The 14,987-nt window shown below is 69.1% G+C and carries 15 protein-coding genes and 1 pseudogene; 6 read left to right on the forward strand and 10 right to left on the reverse strand.

The window, feature by feature from the left end:
- The first annotated feature begins 65 nt into the window (after nucleotides 1-65).
- Nucleotides 66-1,787 carry a penicillin-binding transpeptidase domain-containing protein gene (locus tag ACQPYS_RS12875; RefSeq protein ID WP_433493036.1) on the forward strand — a complete coding sequence of 574 codons (1,722 nt, stop codon included), beginning with the start codon at nucleotides 66-68 and terminating at the stop codon, nucleotides 1,785-1,787.
- A 25-nt stretch (nucleotides 1,788-1,812) separates the two neighbouring features.
- Here the strand turns inward: ACQPYS_RS12875 and ACQPYS_RS12880 are convergent, their stop codons facing one another.
- The 4 genes from ACQPYS_RS12880 to ACQPYS_RS12895 all read right to left on the reverse strand — a co-directional run bounded on the left by ACQPYS_RS12880 (nucleotide 1,813) and on the right by ACQPYS_RS12895 (nucleotide 5,101).
- Nucleotides 1,813-2,988 (reverse strand): pyridoxal phosphate-dependent aminotransferase, encoded by a 1,176-nt coding sequence (locus ACQPYS_RS12880; protein WP_433492726.1) that lies wholly within the window; start codon nucleotides 2,986-2,988, stop codon nucleotides 1,813-1,815.
- Between the two features lie 42 nt (nucleotides 2,989-3,030).
- Nucleotides 3,031-3,741, reverse strand: coding sequence for an HAD family hydrolase (locus ACQPYS_RS12885; protein WP_433492727.1), 711 nt, complete (start codon nucleotides 3,739-3,741; stop codon nucleotides 3,031-3,033).
- Nucleotides 3,742-3,747: 6 nt separating this feature from the next.
- Nucleotides 3,748-4,173 carry a DoxX family protein gene (locus tag ACQPYS_RS12890; RefSeq protein WP_063034180.1) on the reverse strand — a complete coding sequence of 142 codons (426 nt, stop codon included), beginning with the start codon at nucleotides 4,171-4,173 and terminating at the stop codon, nucleotides 3,748-3,750.
- Between the two features lie 133 nt (nucleotides 4,174-4,306).
- Nucleotides 4,307-5,101, reverse strand: coding sequence for a dienelactone hydrolase family protein (locus tag ACQPYS_RS12895; RefSeq protein ID WP_433492728.1), 795 nt, complete (start codon nucleotides 5,099-5,101; stop codon nucleotides 4,307-4,309).
- Nucleotides 5,102-5,245: 144 nt separating this feature from the next.
- Here ACQPYS_RS12895 and ACQPYS_RS12900 point away from each other — a divergent pair, with 144 nt between their 5' ends.
- Nucleotides 5,246-5,980, forward strand: a complete 735-nt coding sequence (locus ACQPYS_RS12900) for a hypothetical protein (RefSeq protein WP_433492729.1) — start codon at nucleotides 5,246-5,248, stop codon at nucleotides 5,978-5,980.
- A gap of 93 nt (nucleotides 5,981-6,073) precedes the next feature.
- On the opposite strand, the gene ACQPYS_RS12905 is transcribed toward ACQPYS_RS12900, so the two are convergent.
- Entirely contained in the window at nucleotides 6,074-6,610 is a 537-nt protein-coding gene (locus tag ACQPYS_RS12905; protein ID WP_063034182.1) for a PadR family transcriptional regulator, read from the reverse strand.
- 45 nt (nucleotides 6,611-6,655) lie between these two features.
- Between ACQPYS_RS12905 and ACQPYS_RS12910 the strand changes: the two genes are divergently transcribed.
- Nucleotides 6,656-7,228 carry a peptide deformylase gene (locus ACQPYS_RS12910; protein ID WP_063034183.1) on the forward strand — a complete coding sequence of 191 codons (573 nt, stop codon included), beginning with the start codon at nucleotides 6,656-6,658 and terminating at the stop codon, nucleotides 7,226-7,228.
- Here ACQPYS_RS12910 and ACQPYS_RS12915 read toward each other — a convergent pair.
- Both ACQPYS_RS12915 and ACQPYS_RS12920 read right to left on the reverse strand, forming a co-directional pair.
- A pseudogene (locus ACQPYS_RS12915) lies at nucleotides 7,190-7,393 on the reverse strand (hypothetical protein); the annotation flags it as partial. The gene ACQPYS_RS12910 and the pseudogene ACQPYS_RS12915 overlap by 39 nt on opposite strands.
- 45 nt (nucleotides 7,394-7,438) lie before the next feature.
- Complete coding sequence (locus ACQPYS_RS12920; RefSeq protein ID WP_063034184.1) at nucleotides 7,439-8,680, reverse strand: oxygenase MpaB family protein; 1,242 nt, start codon at nucleotides 8,678-8,680, stop codon at nucleotides 7,439-7,441.
- Nucleotides 8,681-9,327: 647 nt separating this feature from the next.
- Between ACQPYS_RS12920 and ACQPYS_RS12925 the strand changes: the two genes are divergently transcribed.
- Nucleotides 9,328-10,026 (forward strand): class I SAM-dependent methyltransferase, encoded by a 699-nt coding sequence (locus tag ACQPYS_RS12925; protein ID WP_433492730.1) that lies wholly within the window; start codon nucleotides 9,328-9,330, stop codon nucleotides 10,024-10,026.
- Nucleotides 10,027-10,119: 93 nt separating this feature from the next.
- Here the strand turns inward: ACQPYS_RS12925 and ACQPYS_RS12930 are convergent, their stop codons facing one another.
- Nucleotides 10,120-10,728 carry a hypothetical protein gene (locus ACQPYS_RS12930; protein WP_433492731.1) on the reverse strand — a complete coding sequence of 203 codons (609 nt, stop codon included), beginning with the start codon at nucleotides 10,726-10,728 and terminating at the stop codon, nucleotides 10,120-10,122.
- A gap of 181 nt (nucleotides 10,729-10,909) precedes the next feature.
- On the reverse strand, nucleotides 10,910-11,416 hold the full coding sequence (locus ACQPYS_RS12935; protein ID WP_433492732.1) for a carboxymuconolactone decarboxylase family protein: 507 nt from the start codon (nucleotides 11,414-11,416) through the stop codon (nucleotides 10,910-10,912).
- A 21-nt stretch (nucleotides 11,417-11,437) separates the two neighbouring features.
- Here ACQPYS_RS12935 and ACQPYS_RS12940 point away from each other — a divergent pair, with 21 nt between their 5' ends.
- Both ACQPYS_RS12940 and ACQPYS_RS12945 read left to right on the forward strand, forming a co-directional pair.
- Entirely contained in the window at nucleotides 11,438-11,986 is a 549-nt protein-coding gene (locus ACQPYS_RS12940; protein WP_433492733.1) for a MarR family winged helix-turn-helix transcriptional regulator, read from the forward strand.
- Nucleotides 11,987-12,019: 33 nt separating this feature from the next.
- Nucleotides 12,020-13,114, forward strand: a complete 1,095-nt coding sequence (locus ACQPYS_RS12945) for a DUF4185 domain-containing protein (protein WP_433492734.1) — start codon at nucleotides 12,020-12,022, stop codon at nucleotides 13,112-13,114.
- Between the two features lie 77 nt (nucleotides 13,115-13,191).
- Here ACQPYS_RS12945 and ACQPYS_RS12950 read toward each other — a convergent pair whose 3' ends face one another.
- Nucleotides 13,192-14,907, reverse strand: coding sequence for an aldehyde dehydrogenase family protein (locus ACQPYS_RS12950; RefSeq protein WP_433492735.1), 1,716 nt, complete (start codon nucleotides 14,905-14,907; stop codon nucleotides 13,192-13,194).
- Nucleotides 14,908-14,987 lie beyond the last annotated feature (80 nt).

Genomic DNA, 14,987 nt, shown 5'->3' on the forward strand with positions numbered 1-14,987 from the left:
CGTCCGCTGGAGGTGCGGTCGATACAGTCGCAACGGTGCGCACCGATCGGAAACTCCTCGTCCTCATGGCCGCCCTCGGTCTGGTGTTGGCCGGTTGCTCGTCTGCGCCACCCGAGCCGGATACCGTCGCCGAACGCTTCACCGAGGCGCTGAACAGCGACGATATCGCTGCCGCCGCGGCACTCACCGATGATCCGGCGCGGGCCGGTGAAACACTCGGCGCCCTCTACGACGGGTTGGGCAAAGAAGCGACCTTCGCGGTCGCCGGGGTGGACGAGGACAGGTTCACTCTCGAGGCGACCTGGAAATTGGGGGCCGGCGGCGGCAAGGAATGGAAGTACACGACCACCGGGACCGCCGGCGAGACCGACGACGGCTGGAAAGTGCACTGGAACCCGGCCACCGTCGCGCCGGGGCTCGATACCGGCCCGCTGAGCTACGCACCGGTGTACCCGCGGCCCGCCCGGGTCCTGGACGCCGCGGGCGGTGAGCTCATGACCGAGCAGGTGGTGACGCTCGTGCAGTTGGCGCCCGGCGCCGATACCGCCGCCGCGGCCGCGCTGCTCGCCCCGCTCGCCGCCGGGATCACGCCGGCCTCCCTGGACGACGAACTGGCTGCCGCGCAGGGCAAACCGGTGACGACGATCAGTCTCCGCGAAGCCGATATCGCACCGGTCCGGGACGCGTTGACCGCGGTCCGCGGGGTGACCCTCGCCCCGCAGACGCGGCTGCTCACCACCGACAAGGCGATATCCGCACCGACCCTGTCGGGGCTGAGCGAACTCTGGCAGCAGCAGGCCGACGACGCCGCCGGTTGGGCGGTGCGCGCGCAGACCGCGGACGGCACGGTCCGTATCGCCGGAGCGGACCCGCGGCCCACCACCGATATCCGGTCCACCATCGATATCGGGCTGCAGCGGGCCGCGGAGACCGCACTGGACCCGATCGGCAGCCCCGCGGCGATCGTCGCGATGCGCCCCTCGACCGGCGAGATCCTGGCGGTCGGGCAGAACGCCGCCGCCGACGGTACGGGGGCGATCGCGCTCACCGGTCTGTATCCGCCGGGTTCGACCTTCAAGACGGTTACCACCGCCGCGGTGCTGGACGCGGGACGCGCCGCCCCCGACACTGTGCTGCCCTGCCCCGGCGTCGCCGATATCGAGGGGCGCCGCATACCCAACGACGACAGTTTCGATCTGGGACAGGTCCCGCTGCACACCGCGTTCGCCCACTCCTGCAACACCACCATGGCCGGGCTCGCCGTCAACCTGCCGCCGGACGCGCTGCGCACCGCCGCCGAGCGGCTCGGCCTCGGAGTGGACTACGTGACGCCCGGGCTGACCACCGTGACCGGCAGTGTTCCGGTCGCGCAGAGTCCGGCGGAGCGGGTGGAGGCCAGTATCGGCCAGGGTCAGGTGACGGCCTCACCCTTCGGTATGGCGCTGGTCGCCGCGTCCGTCGCACACGGGACGACGCCCGCTCCGGTACTGGTGACCGATTCGCCGGGCGTACCCGACCGGGCACCGCAGCCGCTGCCCACCGCGGTCACCGGCGATCTGAAGACCATGATGCGGGAAACCGTCACGGCGGGTACCGCCACCCGGCTGGCCGATATCCCCGGCCTGCTCGGTAAGACCGGTACCGCGGAATACGGTGATAACAGCAGCGCGCACGGCTGGTTCATCGGTATCCAGGACGATCTGGCGTTCGCGGTGTTCGTCGCCGACGCGGGAAGTTCCGGACCCGCCGTCGACGCGGCGGACCGGATGCTGCGGGCACCGCGCTGATCACCGGGGCCCGGCTCTCCGATGCTCAGCGGGCGCTCGCCTTCCGGAGCCGCCGGACCCCCTCGTCCAAGGTCTCGGGACGCTTACAGAAGGTGAAGCGGACGAGATGCCGCCACGCGGCCGGATCGTCGGTGAAAACACTGACCGGCACCGCGGCCACCCCGAGCCGTGCGGGCAGGTCCCGGCAGAACCGGATGCCGTCTTCCTCGCCCGTGGGGCGGATATCGGCGCAGACGAAATAACTCCCCGCGCTGGGATGCACCCGGAAACCCGTCTCGGTCAGCGCCGCGGAGAGGCGCAGCCGCTGCTCGGCGAGTCGGGCGCGCAGCCGGGCCACCCACTCGAGTTCATGGGTGAGCGCATTCGCGACGGCGGGCTGGAACGGTCCGCCGCCCACGAAGGTGAGGAACTGTTTGGCGGCGAGCACCGCGTCGATCAGGGGAGCCGCCCCACCGATCCACCCGATCTTCCAGCCGGTGACGCTGAACGTCTTCGCGGCGCTCGACACCACCAGGGTCCGGTCGGCCATGCCGGGGAAGGTGGCGATGCTCAGATGTTCGGCGTCGTCGTACACGAGGTGCTCGTACACCTCGTCGGTCAGCACCAGCAGGTCGTGCGCACAGGCGAGCTCGGCGAGTGCGGCCAGATCGGCGCGGTCGAGGACCGTGCCGGTGGGATTGTGCGGTGAGTTCAGGATCAACATGCGTGTGGCCGGGGTGATCGCGGCGCGCAGGCTGTCGTGGTCGAGGACGAAACGGTCCCCGTCGGGGACGAGCCGGGCGGTGCGCCGCTGCGCGCCGGCCAGGGCCACCGCCGCGGGATATGAGTCGTAGTAGGGCTCGATCAGCACGACTTCGGCGCCGGGTTCGACCAGGCCGAGAACCGCGGCGCTGATCGCCTCGGTGGCGCCGACTGTCACCAGTATCTCGGTGTCCGGGTCGTAGTGCGCTCCGTAGCGGCGGGCACGGTCCGCGGCGATCGCGCGGCGCAGCACCGGCATACCGCGGCCGGGCGGGTACTGGTTGAGTCCGTCGGCGATCGCCGCGCGGGCGGCCTCGAGCATGCCCGCGGGGCCGTCACTGTCCGGGAAGCCCTGCCCCAGGTTGATCGCCTCGTGCCGGACCGCGAGTTCGGTCATCTCGGCGAAGATGGTGGCGGCGAAGGGCCGCAGGCGGTCGACAGTGGGAACTCGGTCACGCATGGCACGAGCCTAGACGGCCCACACTGTCGCGCCGGGCCCCGCTCAGACCTCACCGCTGCGCCGGTCCCCGGTCGATCCGCCCAGTTCGGCGAGCGGACTGCGCTCGAACTGCGCGAGCAACTCGGCGGGGTCGTCGTAGACCGCGATCGCGCCCGCCTCGCGTAGTTCCGCGCCGCCGATCCCACCGGACCGGAAGCCGATGAAGTCCACTCCCGCCCGCCGGGCCGCTTCGGCGTCCCATACCGTGTCACCGACGAAGATCGCCGATCCGGCCGCGGCACCGGCCCGGTCGAGCGCGGTGCGCACGATATCGGGTCGCGGTTTCGCGGTGCCGACATCCTCGCTGGAGGTCTGCGCCGAGATCACCTCCGACGCGCCGAGTACCTCCCGCAGTACCGAGAGTTCGTCCTCCGGCGCGGAGGTCGCCAGCACCACGGTCAGCCCGGCCGCCGCGACCCGCTCGAGCAGTTCGCGCGCGCCGTCGACCGGGCGCATGAGCGCACCGGAATCCAGGTAGTAGCGCAGATGCAGGTCCTTCGCTCGGTCGTGGGTATCGTCGTCGGCATCGGGCAGCAGAGTGCTCACCAGCAGGGAGCCGTCCATGCCGATACTCCGGTGCACCCGCCAGGCGTCCACCTCGGCGCCGACTTCCCGGAAAGCCCGGGCCCAGGCGTGGACGTGCAGGTAGTTCGAATCGACCAGCGTTCCGTCGATATCGAAGAGGACCGCGCCCGCGGAATCGGTTTCGGGCACGGGTGCTCAGCTCCTGGCGTCGCGGGGGATACCGGTGGACCAGAGCGCCCACAGGATCAGGACCGGCTGGAACAACAATCGCACGAAGCGCTTCCCGTCGGTGTCGAGCCGGAAGGCGGATCGGTGGTCGCGCCACTGGGCGATATTGCCGGGGAAGACCGCGACGAAGAACAGTGCGGCGATCCGCCCCATCCGGACCCGATCCCGGGTCATCGCCGCCAATCCCGCGCCGAGCATGATCTCCACGCCGCCGGAGGCCATCACGACACCGTCCTTGTCCAACGGTACCCAATCGGGTACCTGGGCCTGGAACTCCCGCCGGGCCCAGAACAGATGGCTCAGACCCGCGAACACCAGCGCCGCCGACAAGAGATAGCGGGCGGTCGTACGAGCCGGTGTGGTGGGCGCACTCTCCGATTCGTGACTGGCCATGCATCGCAGCCTACCTGCGACAGCGGTGGCGGTGGCGTCGCGCATGGGCCGTGTCCCGGCGGTCGCCGGCCCTCGCCGTTTCGCCGCGGGCCATCGGTGGCCGGGCACGAAACCTTTTGCGAATGGTCGTTTCCTACGCTTGTACACGTGAAGCCGAGCTTGCTGTAGACGCCGAGCGCGGCCGCGTTGGTGTCCACTGCAAATGCCGGGCGAAGAACCGGTTCCCGGCGTCCCCCTCGAAGTGCGGGACGCCGGTATGCCCGCCCATACTGGCATGCAGTGTCTTCTCCGCCGAGCCGAAGGCGTCGAACAGATCCAAGGCCTGTTGCCGGTCGTTTCCTTCGTCGTCCCACTGCAGCAGTACGTGCAGCGGAATGGTGACGTGCCGGGCCTCCTCGACGATTCCGCGGGGAACGAAACTGCCGGCGAACAGCAGGGCGGCCGAGATACGCGGCTCGACCGCCGCCAGCCGGACACCGATGGAGATCACCCCGCCCGAATACCCGACCGGGCCACCGATCTCGGGCAGCGCGAGAAGGGCGTCCAGGGTGGCTTGCCATTCCGGGACCGCCTTGTCGACCAGCGGGAGGATCAGCCTGTCGACGATCTCGTCGTCGACCGGCCCGCCGGCTGCCAGCGCCCGGTGCAGGTCGGCGAGGGCCCGGTCGGCGGCGGCGATGCGGGGTCGCTCACCGCTACCGGGGAGTTCGATGGTGGCCGCGCCGTAGCCCTCGGCCACGGTGGCCCGGGCCCGGGCCAGCAGTCGCGGATACACCTTGCGCAGCCCGAGGGGAGGGGGGCCGACCAGGATCAGCGGTACCGGTGTGGGCGCGGATGCGGGCGTCCACAGGATGCCGGGGATCTCGCCGAGGGTGAATGCACGTTCGAGGATGCCGTCGTCGAGACGTTGTTCGGAAGTGAAGTGCATGGTCGTACCTTTCGGGAGTGCTCGTGAGCGGCGCTCCCGGACGGCCTATCGCCCGACCGTGACCCCGGAGAGGAGCACCCATGTCGATACTGTGTTCACGGGTACCACCTCCTCGTTCTCTTGCACGGTCTCCGGAAGGTAGCAGTGGCCGTCGTGGTCCGCCAACTGGTTTTCGCGGAGGCTGCGGGACCGGCGGCGATCGATTCCGGCACCGGATTCGAACCGCCGATCCGGGTGTACGACCGTGAGGCGATGGCGACGTTGCGTTTCGGGGCGCTCTATCCCACGGCGAATGCCGACGTCGAGGACTTCCAGCGGCTACTGGGTCGGGTGTCGCCGCCGGCCGGACCGGAGGTGGTGGAATTGCGGTGGCCGCCCGGCGTGGACGTGGGCCTAACGAACATGTCCGATGACCGTTTGGCGGACGCGGCGGCCGGGCTGGGCGATCCGGCCCTGCTCGCGACCGCGCTGGACGGTTCCGTGGGTGGGTTCGAGGCCGTCGCCCTCGCGGTCACTTCTGCGAGCTTCTTGCGCAGCGCCCACGACCACCGGCGCCAACTGGCCACCCTCGCCCGGGTTGCTCGATGCGGCGGCACGACCACACTGCGCGGCTTCCACGACGCGGTCCGTCATCTCGGAGTCGCCCGGGTCGGTGTGGCGTCGGTCTATCCCTCGCATTTCACCGCTGAGTTCATCGCCCAACGCGGTGCGACGGACGCGGCCGTCGTGCACCGCGTCGACGCGAATGCGCCTGGCCGACGCGGCATACCGGCTCGATCGGCAGCGCATGGTCTCCTGGGACGCCCCGGACGGAAAGATGATGGACCGGGTGAACGACCCCGTCCCGGACCGGGAACCCGGGCAGCCGCCGGACAATGACCGCCAACCGCGGGTGGGTTCACGTTGGCGAGGGATCGAGGCGCGAGGTGCTCGCCGGTATTCGTCCGGCGAGCGGGCCCTGGGTCGTGCGGCTCAGGCCGGTTTGCCGATACCGGCCAGTACCTTTTCGTGCCACTCGATCTCGGTGCGGATCCGCAGGCGGGCGTGTTCGGCGATGAGATCGTCGGCGGTGCTCTGGTCGGGCCAGCGGCGGTCGAGCTGATGTTCCATCCGCGAGCCGATCGCGCGGAGCGCGGCGATCCGGTCTTCGAGGTAGCCGCGCAGCAGTTCCGGATCGAGATCGTCGCCGACAGCCAGCGCGAGATCGACCGGATCGGGCCGGATATCGACCTCGGTGAAGGCCTCGTCGCGTAATGCGCGCAGTTCCCGCAGGCCCTCATCGGTGATCTCGTAGATCGTGCGCGCGGGGAGCGCGCCCTGCTGTTCGGTACGCAGCGGGCGGACGAGGCCTTCGCTTTCCATGCGGTGCAACGCGCCGTACAGCGAGCCGGGTTTGACGCGCGACCACAGGTCGGCTCGGTCCAGGCGGGCGTCCCGGCGCAATTGGTGGCCGTGCATCGGTCCGCGCCGGGCCAGGGCGGCCAGGACGAACAGGCGGGTCTCGTTCACGAAACCAGTCTGACACGACTACTCGTATTTGAGTAGTCTGAACGTATGACTGTGCGCCCCATCCTCATTGCCGGCGATCCGCGGCTAGCCACTCCCGCGATTCCGGTGACCGTGTTCGACGACGAGCTCGCCGCGTTCGTCGGCGACCTGTTCGACACCAACACCGCCGCCGCAGGTGCCGGATTGGCGGCCAACCAGATCGGCGACCCGCGCGCGGTGTTCGTCTACGACCTCACCGATTCCGGCACCCGCTACCGCGGCCACGTGGTGAATCCGGTGCTGCGGACTTCCGCGCTGCCGGAGGGCATGCCCCACCCGGAGGACGATCTCGAAGGGTGTCTGTCCGTTCCGGATGAGTGGTTTCCCACGGGCCGGGCGCACCGGGCCGAGGTGACGGGCGTGGATATGACCGGAGCCCCCGTCGCCGTGGCGGCCACCGGATACCTGGCCCGCTGCCTGCAACACGAGACCGACCATCTCGCGGGAACCCTGTACCTGGAGCGACTGATCGGCCGGAACCGGCGCGCTGCCCGGCGGATGATCAAGGACCGGCGGTGGACCGTGCCCGGCAACAGCCGGCTACCCGGCGCGGCCGGCCGCGCCGCCGGTGCTCAGTAGTTCGTCGCCTCGAGCGGACCCGGCGTCGATCTCGGCCGCGAGATCACCGGCCGCGTACGCGCCCTGGCTGTAGCCGAGGATCGCGATACGTGTCGCCGGGCAGGCCAAGGCCTGTGCCGCGGCCGCGACTCTATCGCGTGCTCGGTCGGTGGTCTCCTGTTCGGAGCGGCCGTAGACTCCTCCCTCGTGCGGGCTCGACGGGCTGCCGGGTCAGCGTGGCGGCCGGCTCATATCCCGGTTCATCATCGGGAGCTCGATACTGATCGGCATCCGGAGTTCGGCCAGGTACCACAGGGCGAACTGGCGCAGGAACTCGTCGAACAGCCAGTACGCCTCCTGTGTCGGCGGGGCGACGGTGAGTAGGCCTTCCCGGACCGCGATGAACGGGCCCCAGCTGAACCGCAGTAGCGGATCCCAGACCGGTTCGCGGGCGATGGCCAGCTCGTCGGCGATCTTGTCGCCGAGCAGGAAGCGCGTGAAGGCGCCGAGGACCCCCTTACTCAGAATGGCGAGGTCGAGATTCGTCCCCAGGCGCAGCAGCCGGTCGGCCAGTTTCACCCCCTCCGGGGTCGGCGCGAGGATCGGATCCAGGACCTGCGCGGCCTGGGATTCGGCCTGATCCCAGGAATTCGGGATGTACTCGTCGCGGACGCCGAGCAGATGCGCGGCGACCTGCCAGGAATGCAGGAACGCGTCCGATTCGTGGATAGGGATCGGCACCTTCCATGCCGTGAGGTGACGCATCACGGTGGTGGGCAGGCTGTGCCAGGTGACCATGATGTCGTTCTGGCTGATCGGGATGTCCTCGTCGGCCGAGTTCACCCAGTGCGGCGACTGGGGCAGCAGATGTCGCACCGCGGCGTGTACCAGACGCGTTTTGACACAGGTGACGACCATCTGCCCATCCGGGCCGTAGGCGTTCCCGCTGCCGATGTCGTAGCCGAGTTTCGCGGTCTTGGAGATACGGTCCTTGAGGTCGTGGCCGCCCTTGGAGTAGTAGACCGAGCGCGCTTCCTTGGGGATGACCGTGCTCATCATGCCGCTGGCGAGGCCGTACAGGACGCCGAGGTAGAGACCGCGCTTCTTGTTGAAGTCGACGGCGGTGGCCAGCTTTCCGGGATCGGTCCACCGGGGGAGCTGCCGCGCGTATTCCATGAAGTCCCGCAGGTCCGAGGGTAGCCCGTCGGGTAACGGCTGACTGTTACGGGTCCAGGTGCGCAGCAGATCGTTGACGGCGGGTACCGCGCCGCGGTCGAGCAGGGAGGCGACCAGTTCGTCGGCTTCGGGGTCCCAGACGCCGAGCGGATCGACACCGGCACCGCTGCCCGCCACCGACCCCTGCGGCGACCATGTCCACGGTTGCGCTCTGGCCGGGGTCGCGATGGCGAGTGCGCCGAACGCGCCCAGTACCCCGCCCGCTTTCAACGCGCCCCGCCTGTTGAGTCGGTCCATGTCGCCACTCCTCGTCGAGTTCGAGTATTGCGGTGGCGCAGATGCGTCACCGGGTTGGTGTTAGAAGAATAATCAGTAACTTAACAGCTGTACAGGTGTCGTGTTCACTTAATCGGTGATCTGTGTGGACCACGGCCGTCTATGGTCGCCGGCGGAACATGTCAACCGATATTGCCCTGTCTTAATGCGAATATGCATCGATCGGGATCGGTTCGTCGGAGCTCGGGTGCGTCCGAGCTGGGCCGTCGGATGGGCCTCATGGGGCTTCCGTCGAGTGTAGAATCACCGATAACTGCAGGTCACTGACCCAGACGGCTGGGTGTGCACGGAGTCCCGCCCTCCTTCTGCGCTGTCCGGTGGTCGGTCGGACGGGTAAGCGGGCCGGGTTCTTCCCGGTCGATCCGCAGTTGTGTGGTTTCGCGCCGGCCGTGCTCTCGTCGCGGATCCGACCCGGCCGGTGTGTTTCGGATCGGTGGGCCGCTGTGCGGTACGGGCCCTGCCCTCGGGATCCACGCCGGGGTCGTGCGGTCACCCGCCGGGAGGGTTCGCCGGTGCGGGTGGCCGGACCTGGGAGGGGGGTCCGGTCCACGCCGTTCTCGCGGCGAGGTTACATGTACATGCGCGGAGTCGGCTGCTAGTCGTGGAGTATGACGACACCCGGTGATTTCGAGTTCGAATCCGTCTATCGTGGTACCGGTCCGTTCGGGCCGGACGTGACGCCGCCGTGGAGTATCGGGGAGCCGCAGCCCGAACTCGCCGCGCTCATCGAGCAGGGTAGATTCCATGGCGACGTGCTCGACGCCGGCTGCGGCGAGGGTGCTATCTCGCTGTATCTGGCGGAGCGCGGTTTCACCACCGTGGGTCTGGATCTCGCGCCGACCGCGATCGAATCGGCCCGGGCCGAAGCCGAACGGCGCGGCCTGGGCGGCGCCACCTTCGAGGTCGCCGACATCACCTCGTTCACCGGCTACGACGGCCGCTTCGGCACCGTGGTGGACAGCACGCTGTTCCATTCGATCCCGGTGGCGGCGCGGGAGGGTTATCTGCGGTCCATCGCGCGGGCCGCCGCTCCGGGGGCGGACTATTTCGCGCTGGTCTTCGACCGGGTCGGTTTTCCCGAACTCCCCGAGACGGGACCCGCGCCGGTCACCGCCGACGAACTCCGCGACGCGGTATCGAAATACTGGGTGATCGATGAGATCGCCCCGGCGCGGATCCACGCGAATCTGCCGGAGCGCATGGATTCCCCGACCGGCGAACCGCTGCTGCGGTTCGAGGATCTGCGCGATGAACCGAAGGGCCGCAAATCCGTTCCGGCCTGGTTGCTCTCGGCGCATCTGGGCTGAGCGGCCGGCCGTCCACCGCCGGTGTGCGCTCCGGTGGCGCCGGGTGCGGCGCTACCGGAGGTAGGGCGTTCGTGGCCGCGGCCGGCGGGTGGCTCAGAGCCCCTGCGGGCCCTCCGCGCGGAGGTCGTCCACCTTGCGCATGGCGGTGCGCAATTCCTCCAGCCAGCTCTGCGTGTGCTCGCCCGCCAGTTTTACCGTCCAGGCCAGCGCATCGGCCCGGGATCGCGCGACGCCCGCGTCGACGAGCGTATCGAGGACCTTGCGTTCCGGCTGGCGTAGTCGCGTCATCACCGGTACTGCCAGGTGGGTGAACAGGATCCGTTCACCGTCGACCGAGACGCCCCAGGCCACACTGCGGCCGTAGCGCTGCTGGGCCTCGTCGGCGATCTGCATCCGCGCGGGCCGGGTGGTTTCCCGGAAGCGTGCCACCGCCCCCTGTTTCGTCGCCTCCGGAACCGTGCGGGTGGTCTCGTCCCCACCGCCCGTCGCATCGGCCGCGGGCTCGTCCGCCGCGGCGGGGAGGGGGAGTTCGCCGACCACCACGATCTCGTCCCGGTCTATCTCGATGGCGGGACTGCCGGTGAACCAATCGCCGGGCAGCCGTCCCGTGAACCAGTCCGCCGCGTCCGCCGCGTCGGGTAGGTCGGCCTGCTGCCAGCCGCCGGGCCGGCCGAATCCACGCCCCCGATGTCCATGCCTCATGGTGCACCTTCTCAGCTGTGACGATTACTTGATTACAAGATTACGCCGTTTTTGCTGCCGGTGGTTCCGCGCACAGCGAACGATCGACGGCGCGGTGGCCGATCTCGCAGACACGATCGCCCGATCACTGGACGCGGCGAGTGCCTCCCGGCAGTGCGTGACAGCGCCGGGAGGTCGACGGTCATGCGGCGCGTACGAGGCGGTTGGCCAGTGTCGACATCGTGTAGGTGCCGATCCCGAAAACGACTTCCAGAGCGTTGCGTTCGGTGTACCCGTGGGTCAGCAGGGCGGCGACGGCTTCGTCATCCACGCCGCCCGCGGTGGCGAGGACGTCGAGGGTGAATATCCGAATCGCCTCGAGGCGCGGATCGGGAAGGGGTGCGGCCGTGCGCAGGGCGGTGGCGATCTCCGGCGCCGCTCCGAGCTTGCGGAGTTTGCCGCTGTGCATGGTGATACACACATGACAGTCGTTGCGTACGGCGACGGTCATGATGACGACCTCCCGTGCCAGTGGATCCAGGGTGCACTGGTCGAAACCGGCGCTCATGGCCAGGAATCCGTTGAGCAGCTCGGGTGATCCGGCCAACCGGCGGACCGCGTCGGGGATCGTGCCGGTGGGGCTCTGTAGGACCTGCATCGCCTGCCGGGCGGCGTGCGGAGCGGTCTCCAGGGTGTGGGCGCGGAACATCTCTCTCCTAAGATGGACAACATGGTTGACGATTCGCTAGAGATAGTAAATCAGGTTGACGGTTATGCCAAGGGCGCTACGGCGGGCCCGGGGGCGGACGGCCCGTCGCGCGCCGGGTACGAACTCGCCCTCCTGCTGTTCGCCGGGTTCCGGACGCTGATCGACGAATTGCATGCCGAACTGGCCCGACAAGGACATCCGGAAATGCGGCCCGCCCACGGTTTCGCCATGCAGGCGATCGGCGCCGACGGGGCTTCGGCCAGCGATATCGGTCGCCGGCTGGGGATCTCGAAACAGGCCGCCGGCAAAACGGTCGACCGCCTGGTCGCTCTCGGATACGCCGAACGGGCGGATGATCCGACCGATACCCGGCGGCGCGTCGTCCGGCTCACCGCCCGGGGCTTCGACGCGCTGGCCCGCTCGGCCGAGATCTTCCAGCGACTGCGCGGGAACTGGGCGCATGAGCGCGGAGAGGACCGGATCCGTGCCATGGAGGACGATCTGCGCGCCCTGGCTCCGCCGGTGGCATTCCGGCTCGATGCCGCCGGGTGGCTGGGCCGACTGACCTGACGGTCGGCGCCGATTACCCGTACGCTCGCGGTGATGCCGACGGCCGACCGATTACCCCAGCACGGCACTCCGCTGTGCGACGTACCCGGCGATTCCGCGAGCGCTCTCGGTCTCGGATCCGGCGATCTGTGTATCCCGTATCGCCGTGTCGACGCAGGAAGCTGGGGTTACCTCTGGGGTGACTGCTGGCGGGGGCCGGGGCAGACCGGTGAGTACCTCGGTTCGCCCGTGCTGTCGACCCAGGACGTCTTCGACGCCACCGGCGAGACCGCCATCCGGTTCACCGGTGTGGTCCCCGGCGGCCGGGCACGGCAACTGTTCGACTACGCGCACCACGCCGACAACGGATCCGGCGTCACCGAAATCTCGCGTATCCCCAACGATGCCATCGAAATCGACGGCCGCACCTTCATCCAGTACACCGCGGTGCACCGCCGGGTCGGGCCGGACTCCGCCCTCGACGGATCGGCGTTCTCCGGAATCGCCTGGTCCGACGACTACGGCGGTACCTGGCACGATTTCGGCCACCACTGGCCGGGTCAGGCACTCGGCATCGACGGAAATCCCTACGCCATGTGGACATTCGCCGGAATCGATCCAGACGGTTACCTCTACGTCTTCGCCAAACGCTGGAACGGCAGCCATTTCTACCGGCGCGATCACGGTGTCGTCCAGCTGTTCCGCTACGACCCCGGCGATTTCTTCCACGGGAATTTCGCCGCTCAGCAGAATTGGGCCCATATCGACGGCCGGTGGGGCTGGTATCCCACCCACCGGCATCCACCGACTCCGCTCTTCGCTCCCGGTCACGCGCTCGGGGAACTCTCGGTCGCGCGTATCGGATCGACCTATGTGATGGCGTACTTCGACTGTGTCGATCTCAGCGTCAAGACCCGCACGGCCGACCGGCCCGACGCGGTGTGGTCGGCCGAGAAGATCCAGGTGGTGCACGACGATACGTGGCCGGCTGCGCATCTCGGCAAACCTCGCCTGCCCATGCTCTACGGGGGCTACATCCATCCGGGCTCGGCATCGCTGTCACGGCTGACCATGATGATCAGCCGCTGGAACGGCACCCTCGGCGCGCGTCCGTACACTGTCACACAGTGGACCGGTCCGGCCGCCTGAATCCGGCCCGATCCACAGCCCCGGCCGCGCCGGCGACCCGTGTCGCGACACACTCGACACGGGCCGCTCGGATTCGATCAACCGCGCAGCGCGGAGGCAAAGATCGCGGGCAGGCGTGACCAGCGTGGATCGGCGGCGAAGTCGGTGAGCAGTCGCCCGGTCCGCGCGGCCGCCCGGTTGGAGACGAACCACGGCGGTTTCGGGGTGAGCGACCATTCGCCGTGCAGTACCGACCGCGGCGCGGGCCGGAACGGACCCCGTACGACGGTGCGCTCGACCCCATCGATCAGCCACGCGTTGTGCACCACACCGATCCCGCTCTGCACATCGTCGAGCGTATGGCCCGGATAGGCACCCCAGCTCGCGGTGGGGGTCAGATAGCCGACCGCGGTCCACGCGTTCACGGCGACGGTGCCGTAACGCAGCCGCTCGATCATCGTGTCGAATTCCGTGCCGAGCGCGTCGACGGTGTCGGGGTGCGCCACGATGTTCACGCCGAGGGTGCCGGTGAACTTCTCGTTGGCCGTATCCACCGCGGTGCGGGCGAAGTCGGATCCGCTGCCGGGCAGTTCCACGATGCCGAGGACAGGTGCGAAGTACTCCGAGGTGAACAATGCTTCGTCCGCGTCCGGATCCAGCCCGGCCACCAGTAGTCGCTCGCCCCGGCGGCCGAGCCGGCGAGCGTCGGGATAGCTGGTCCGCGCCCCGGCGACGCGGTGGTCGCTACCCGGGTAGTAAGCGTGACGGGTCGGCGCGCGATCGACCGCCGCGGTGAGCGCGGCGAGGAAGGCGTCCTTCTGCGGCCAATCCGCGGATACGATCACCGCCTGCGTGGCCACGCAGTTGTAGCCGCCGTTGTGCAGGCGCTGGGTGGCGATGTGCTCGGCCTGGAATTCCAGGTCGGCGGTACTCCATTCGCCGGGCAGCACGATCGTCGGGGACACTCCGCCGAGCTCGCTGGTGATGGGTTTGTCCAGCAGCGGAGCGCCGGCCTTCTTCCGTTCCGCCGCCGCCTCGCCCGTACCCCATACGATGGCGTCGTGCGTCGCGGCGCTGCCGGTCATATGGACGTGCGCGACCCGCTCGTGGGTCACGAGCTGCCCGCCGGCCTCGGGGCCGCCGGTGAACACCCGCACCACGCCGAGCTCGATCAGCGGCGCGAAGATCTTCTCGAACACCGGCAGCAGTGGATCGGTGACCGGGTTCAGTTTCAGCGCCACCACGCGGTTGTGCGCGATGAGTTCGTAGATCGTGTCCAGCGGTGCGATCGAGGTGATGTTTCCCGCGCCCAGCACCGCGCCGATACCGTGGGTGCGGGCGGGGTCGCGCTGGGCGAGGCCCGCGCCGGCCCGGGCGGTGGCCGCGTCGACGCCTCGCCGCAACCACACCTCGGCCCGGAAACCGCTGAGCAGGAGCTCGTCGTAGAGACCGGCGGGGAGCGCGCGCACGGTCACCCGGCCGCCGGCGGTGCCGAAGGTCGCGTTCGCGAGCGGGCTCACGCCGCGCTCCAGCGATTCGAGAGTGCGGGATACCGCGGTGAGACTCGTCGCGAAGACATAGGGGCCGGACAGCCACTCCTCGCCCACCAGTGGGGACGCGGGGTCGAGACCCTTGATCCGCACCGCGGCCTCGACCCATTCGCGGGCATGCCGGCCGGTGAGCGTACGCATCCGGTCGAGCAGGGCCCGTCGCCCGGCCAGCGGCAGGCGGGACCATTTCTGCTCGCCCGCGGTGAGTTCGGCGAGGGCGGTATCGATAACCGTGTCGGCCGCGACGGCCTGTTCTGGCTGCACGTGGGCACACTCCGTAGCTGAGATCCGTGATCCGAGTAGAACTCAGTGTGGCTGTGCCGGTGCCTGAAGGAAATGTGTCG

The organism is Nocardia grenadensis, assembly GCF_050942415.1.
Taxonomy (GTDB): Bacteria; Actinomycetota; Actinomycetes; order Mycobacteriales; family Mycobacteriaceae; genus Nocardia; species Nocardia grenadensis.

Excerpts from the sequence above, each read along its gene's own strand:
- ACQPYS_RS12875 (WP_433493036.1), top strand. The coding sequence starts at position 66 with ATGGCCGCCCTCGGTCTGGTGTTGGCCGGTTGCTCGTCTGCGCCACCC.
- ACQPYS_RS12880 (WP_433492726.1), bottom strand. The coding sequence starts at position 2,988 with ATGCGTGACCGAGTTCCCACTGTCGACCGCCTGCGGCCCTTCGCCGCC.
- ACQPYS_RS12890 (WP_063034180.1), bottom strand. The coding sequence starts at position 4,173 with ATGGCCAGTCACGAATCGGAGAGTGCGCCCACCACACCGGCTCGTACG.
- ACQPYS_RS12895 (WP_433492728.1), bottom strand. The coding sequence starts at position 5,101 with ATGCACTTCACTTCCGAACAACGTCTCGACGACGGCATCCTCGAACGT.
- ACQPYS_RS12910 (WP_063034183.1), top strand. The coding sequence starts at position 6,656 with ATGACTGTGCGCCCCATCCTCATTGCCGGCGATCCGCGGCTAGCCACT.
- ACQPYS_RS12920 (WP_063034184.1), bottom strand. The coding sequence starts at position 8,680 with ATGGACCGACTCAACAGGCGGGGCGCGTTGAAAGCGGGCGGGGTACTG.
- ACQPYS_RS12925 (WP_433492730.1), top strand. The coding sequence starts at position 9,328 with ATGACGACACCCGGTGATTTCGAGTTCGAATCCGTCTATCGTGGTACC.
- ACQPYS_RS12930 (WP_433492731.1), bottom strand. The coding sequence starts at position 10,728 with ATGAGGCATGGACATCGGGGGCGTGGATTCGGCCGGCCCGGCGGCTGG.
- ACQPYS_RS12935 (WP_433492732.1), bottom strand. The coding sequence starts at position 11,416 with ATGTTCCGCGCCCACACCCTGGAGACCGCTCCGCACGCCGCCCGGCAG.
- ACQPYS_RS12940 (WP_433492733.1), top strand. The coding sequence starts at position 11,438 with ATGGTTGACGATTCGCTAGAGATAGTAAATCAGGTTGACGGTTATGCC.
- ACQPYS_RS12945 (WP_433492734.1), top strand. The coding sequence starts at position 12,020 with ATGCCGACGGCCGACCGATTACCCCAGCACGGCACTCCGCTGTGCGAC.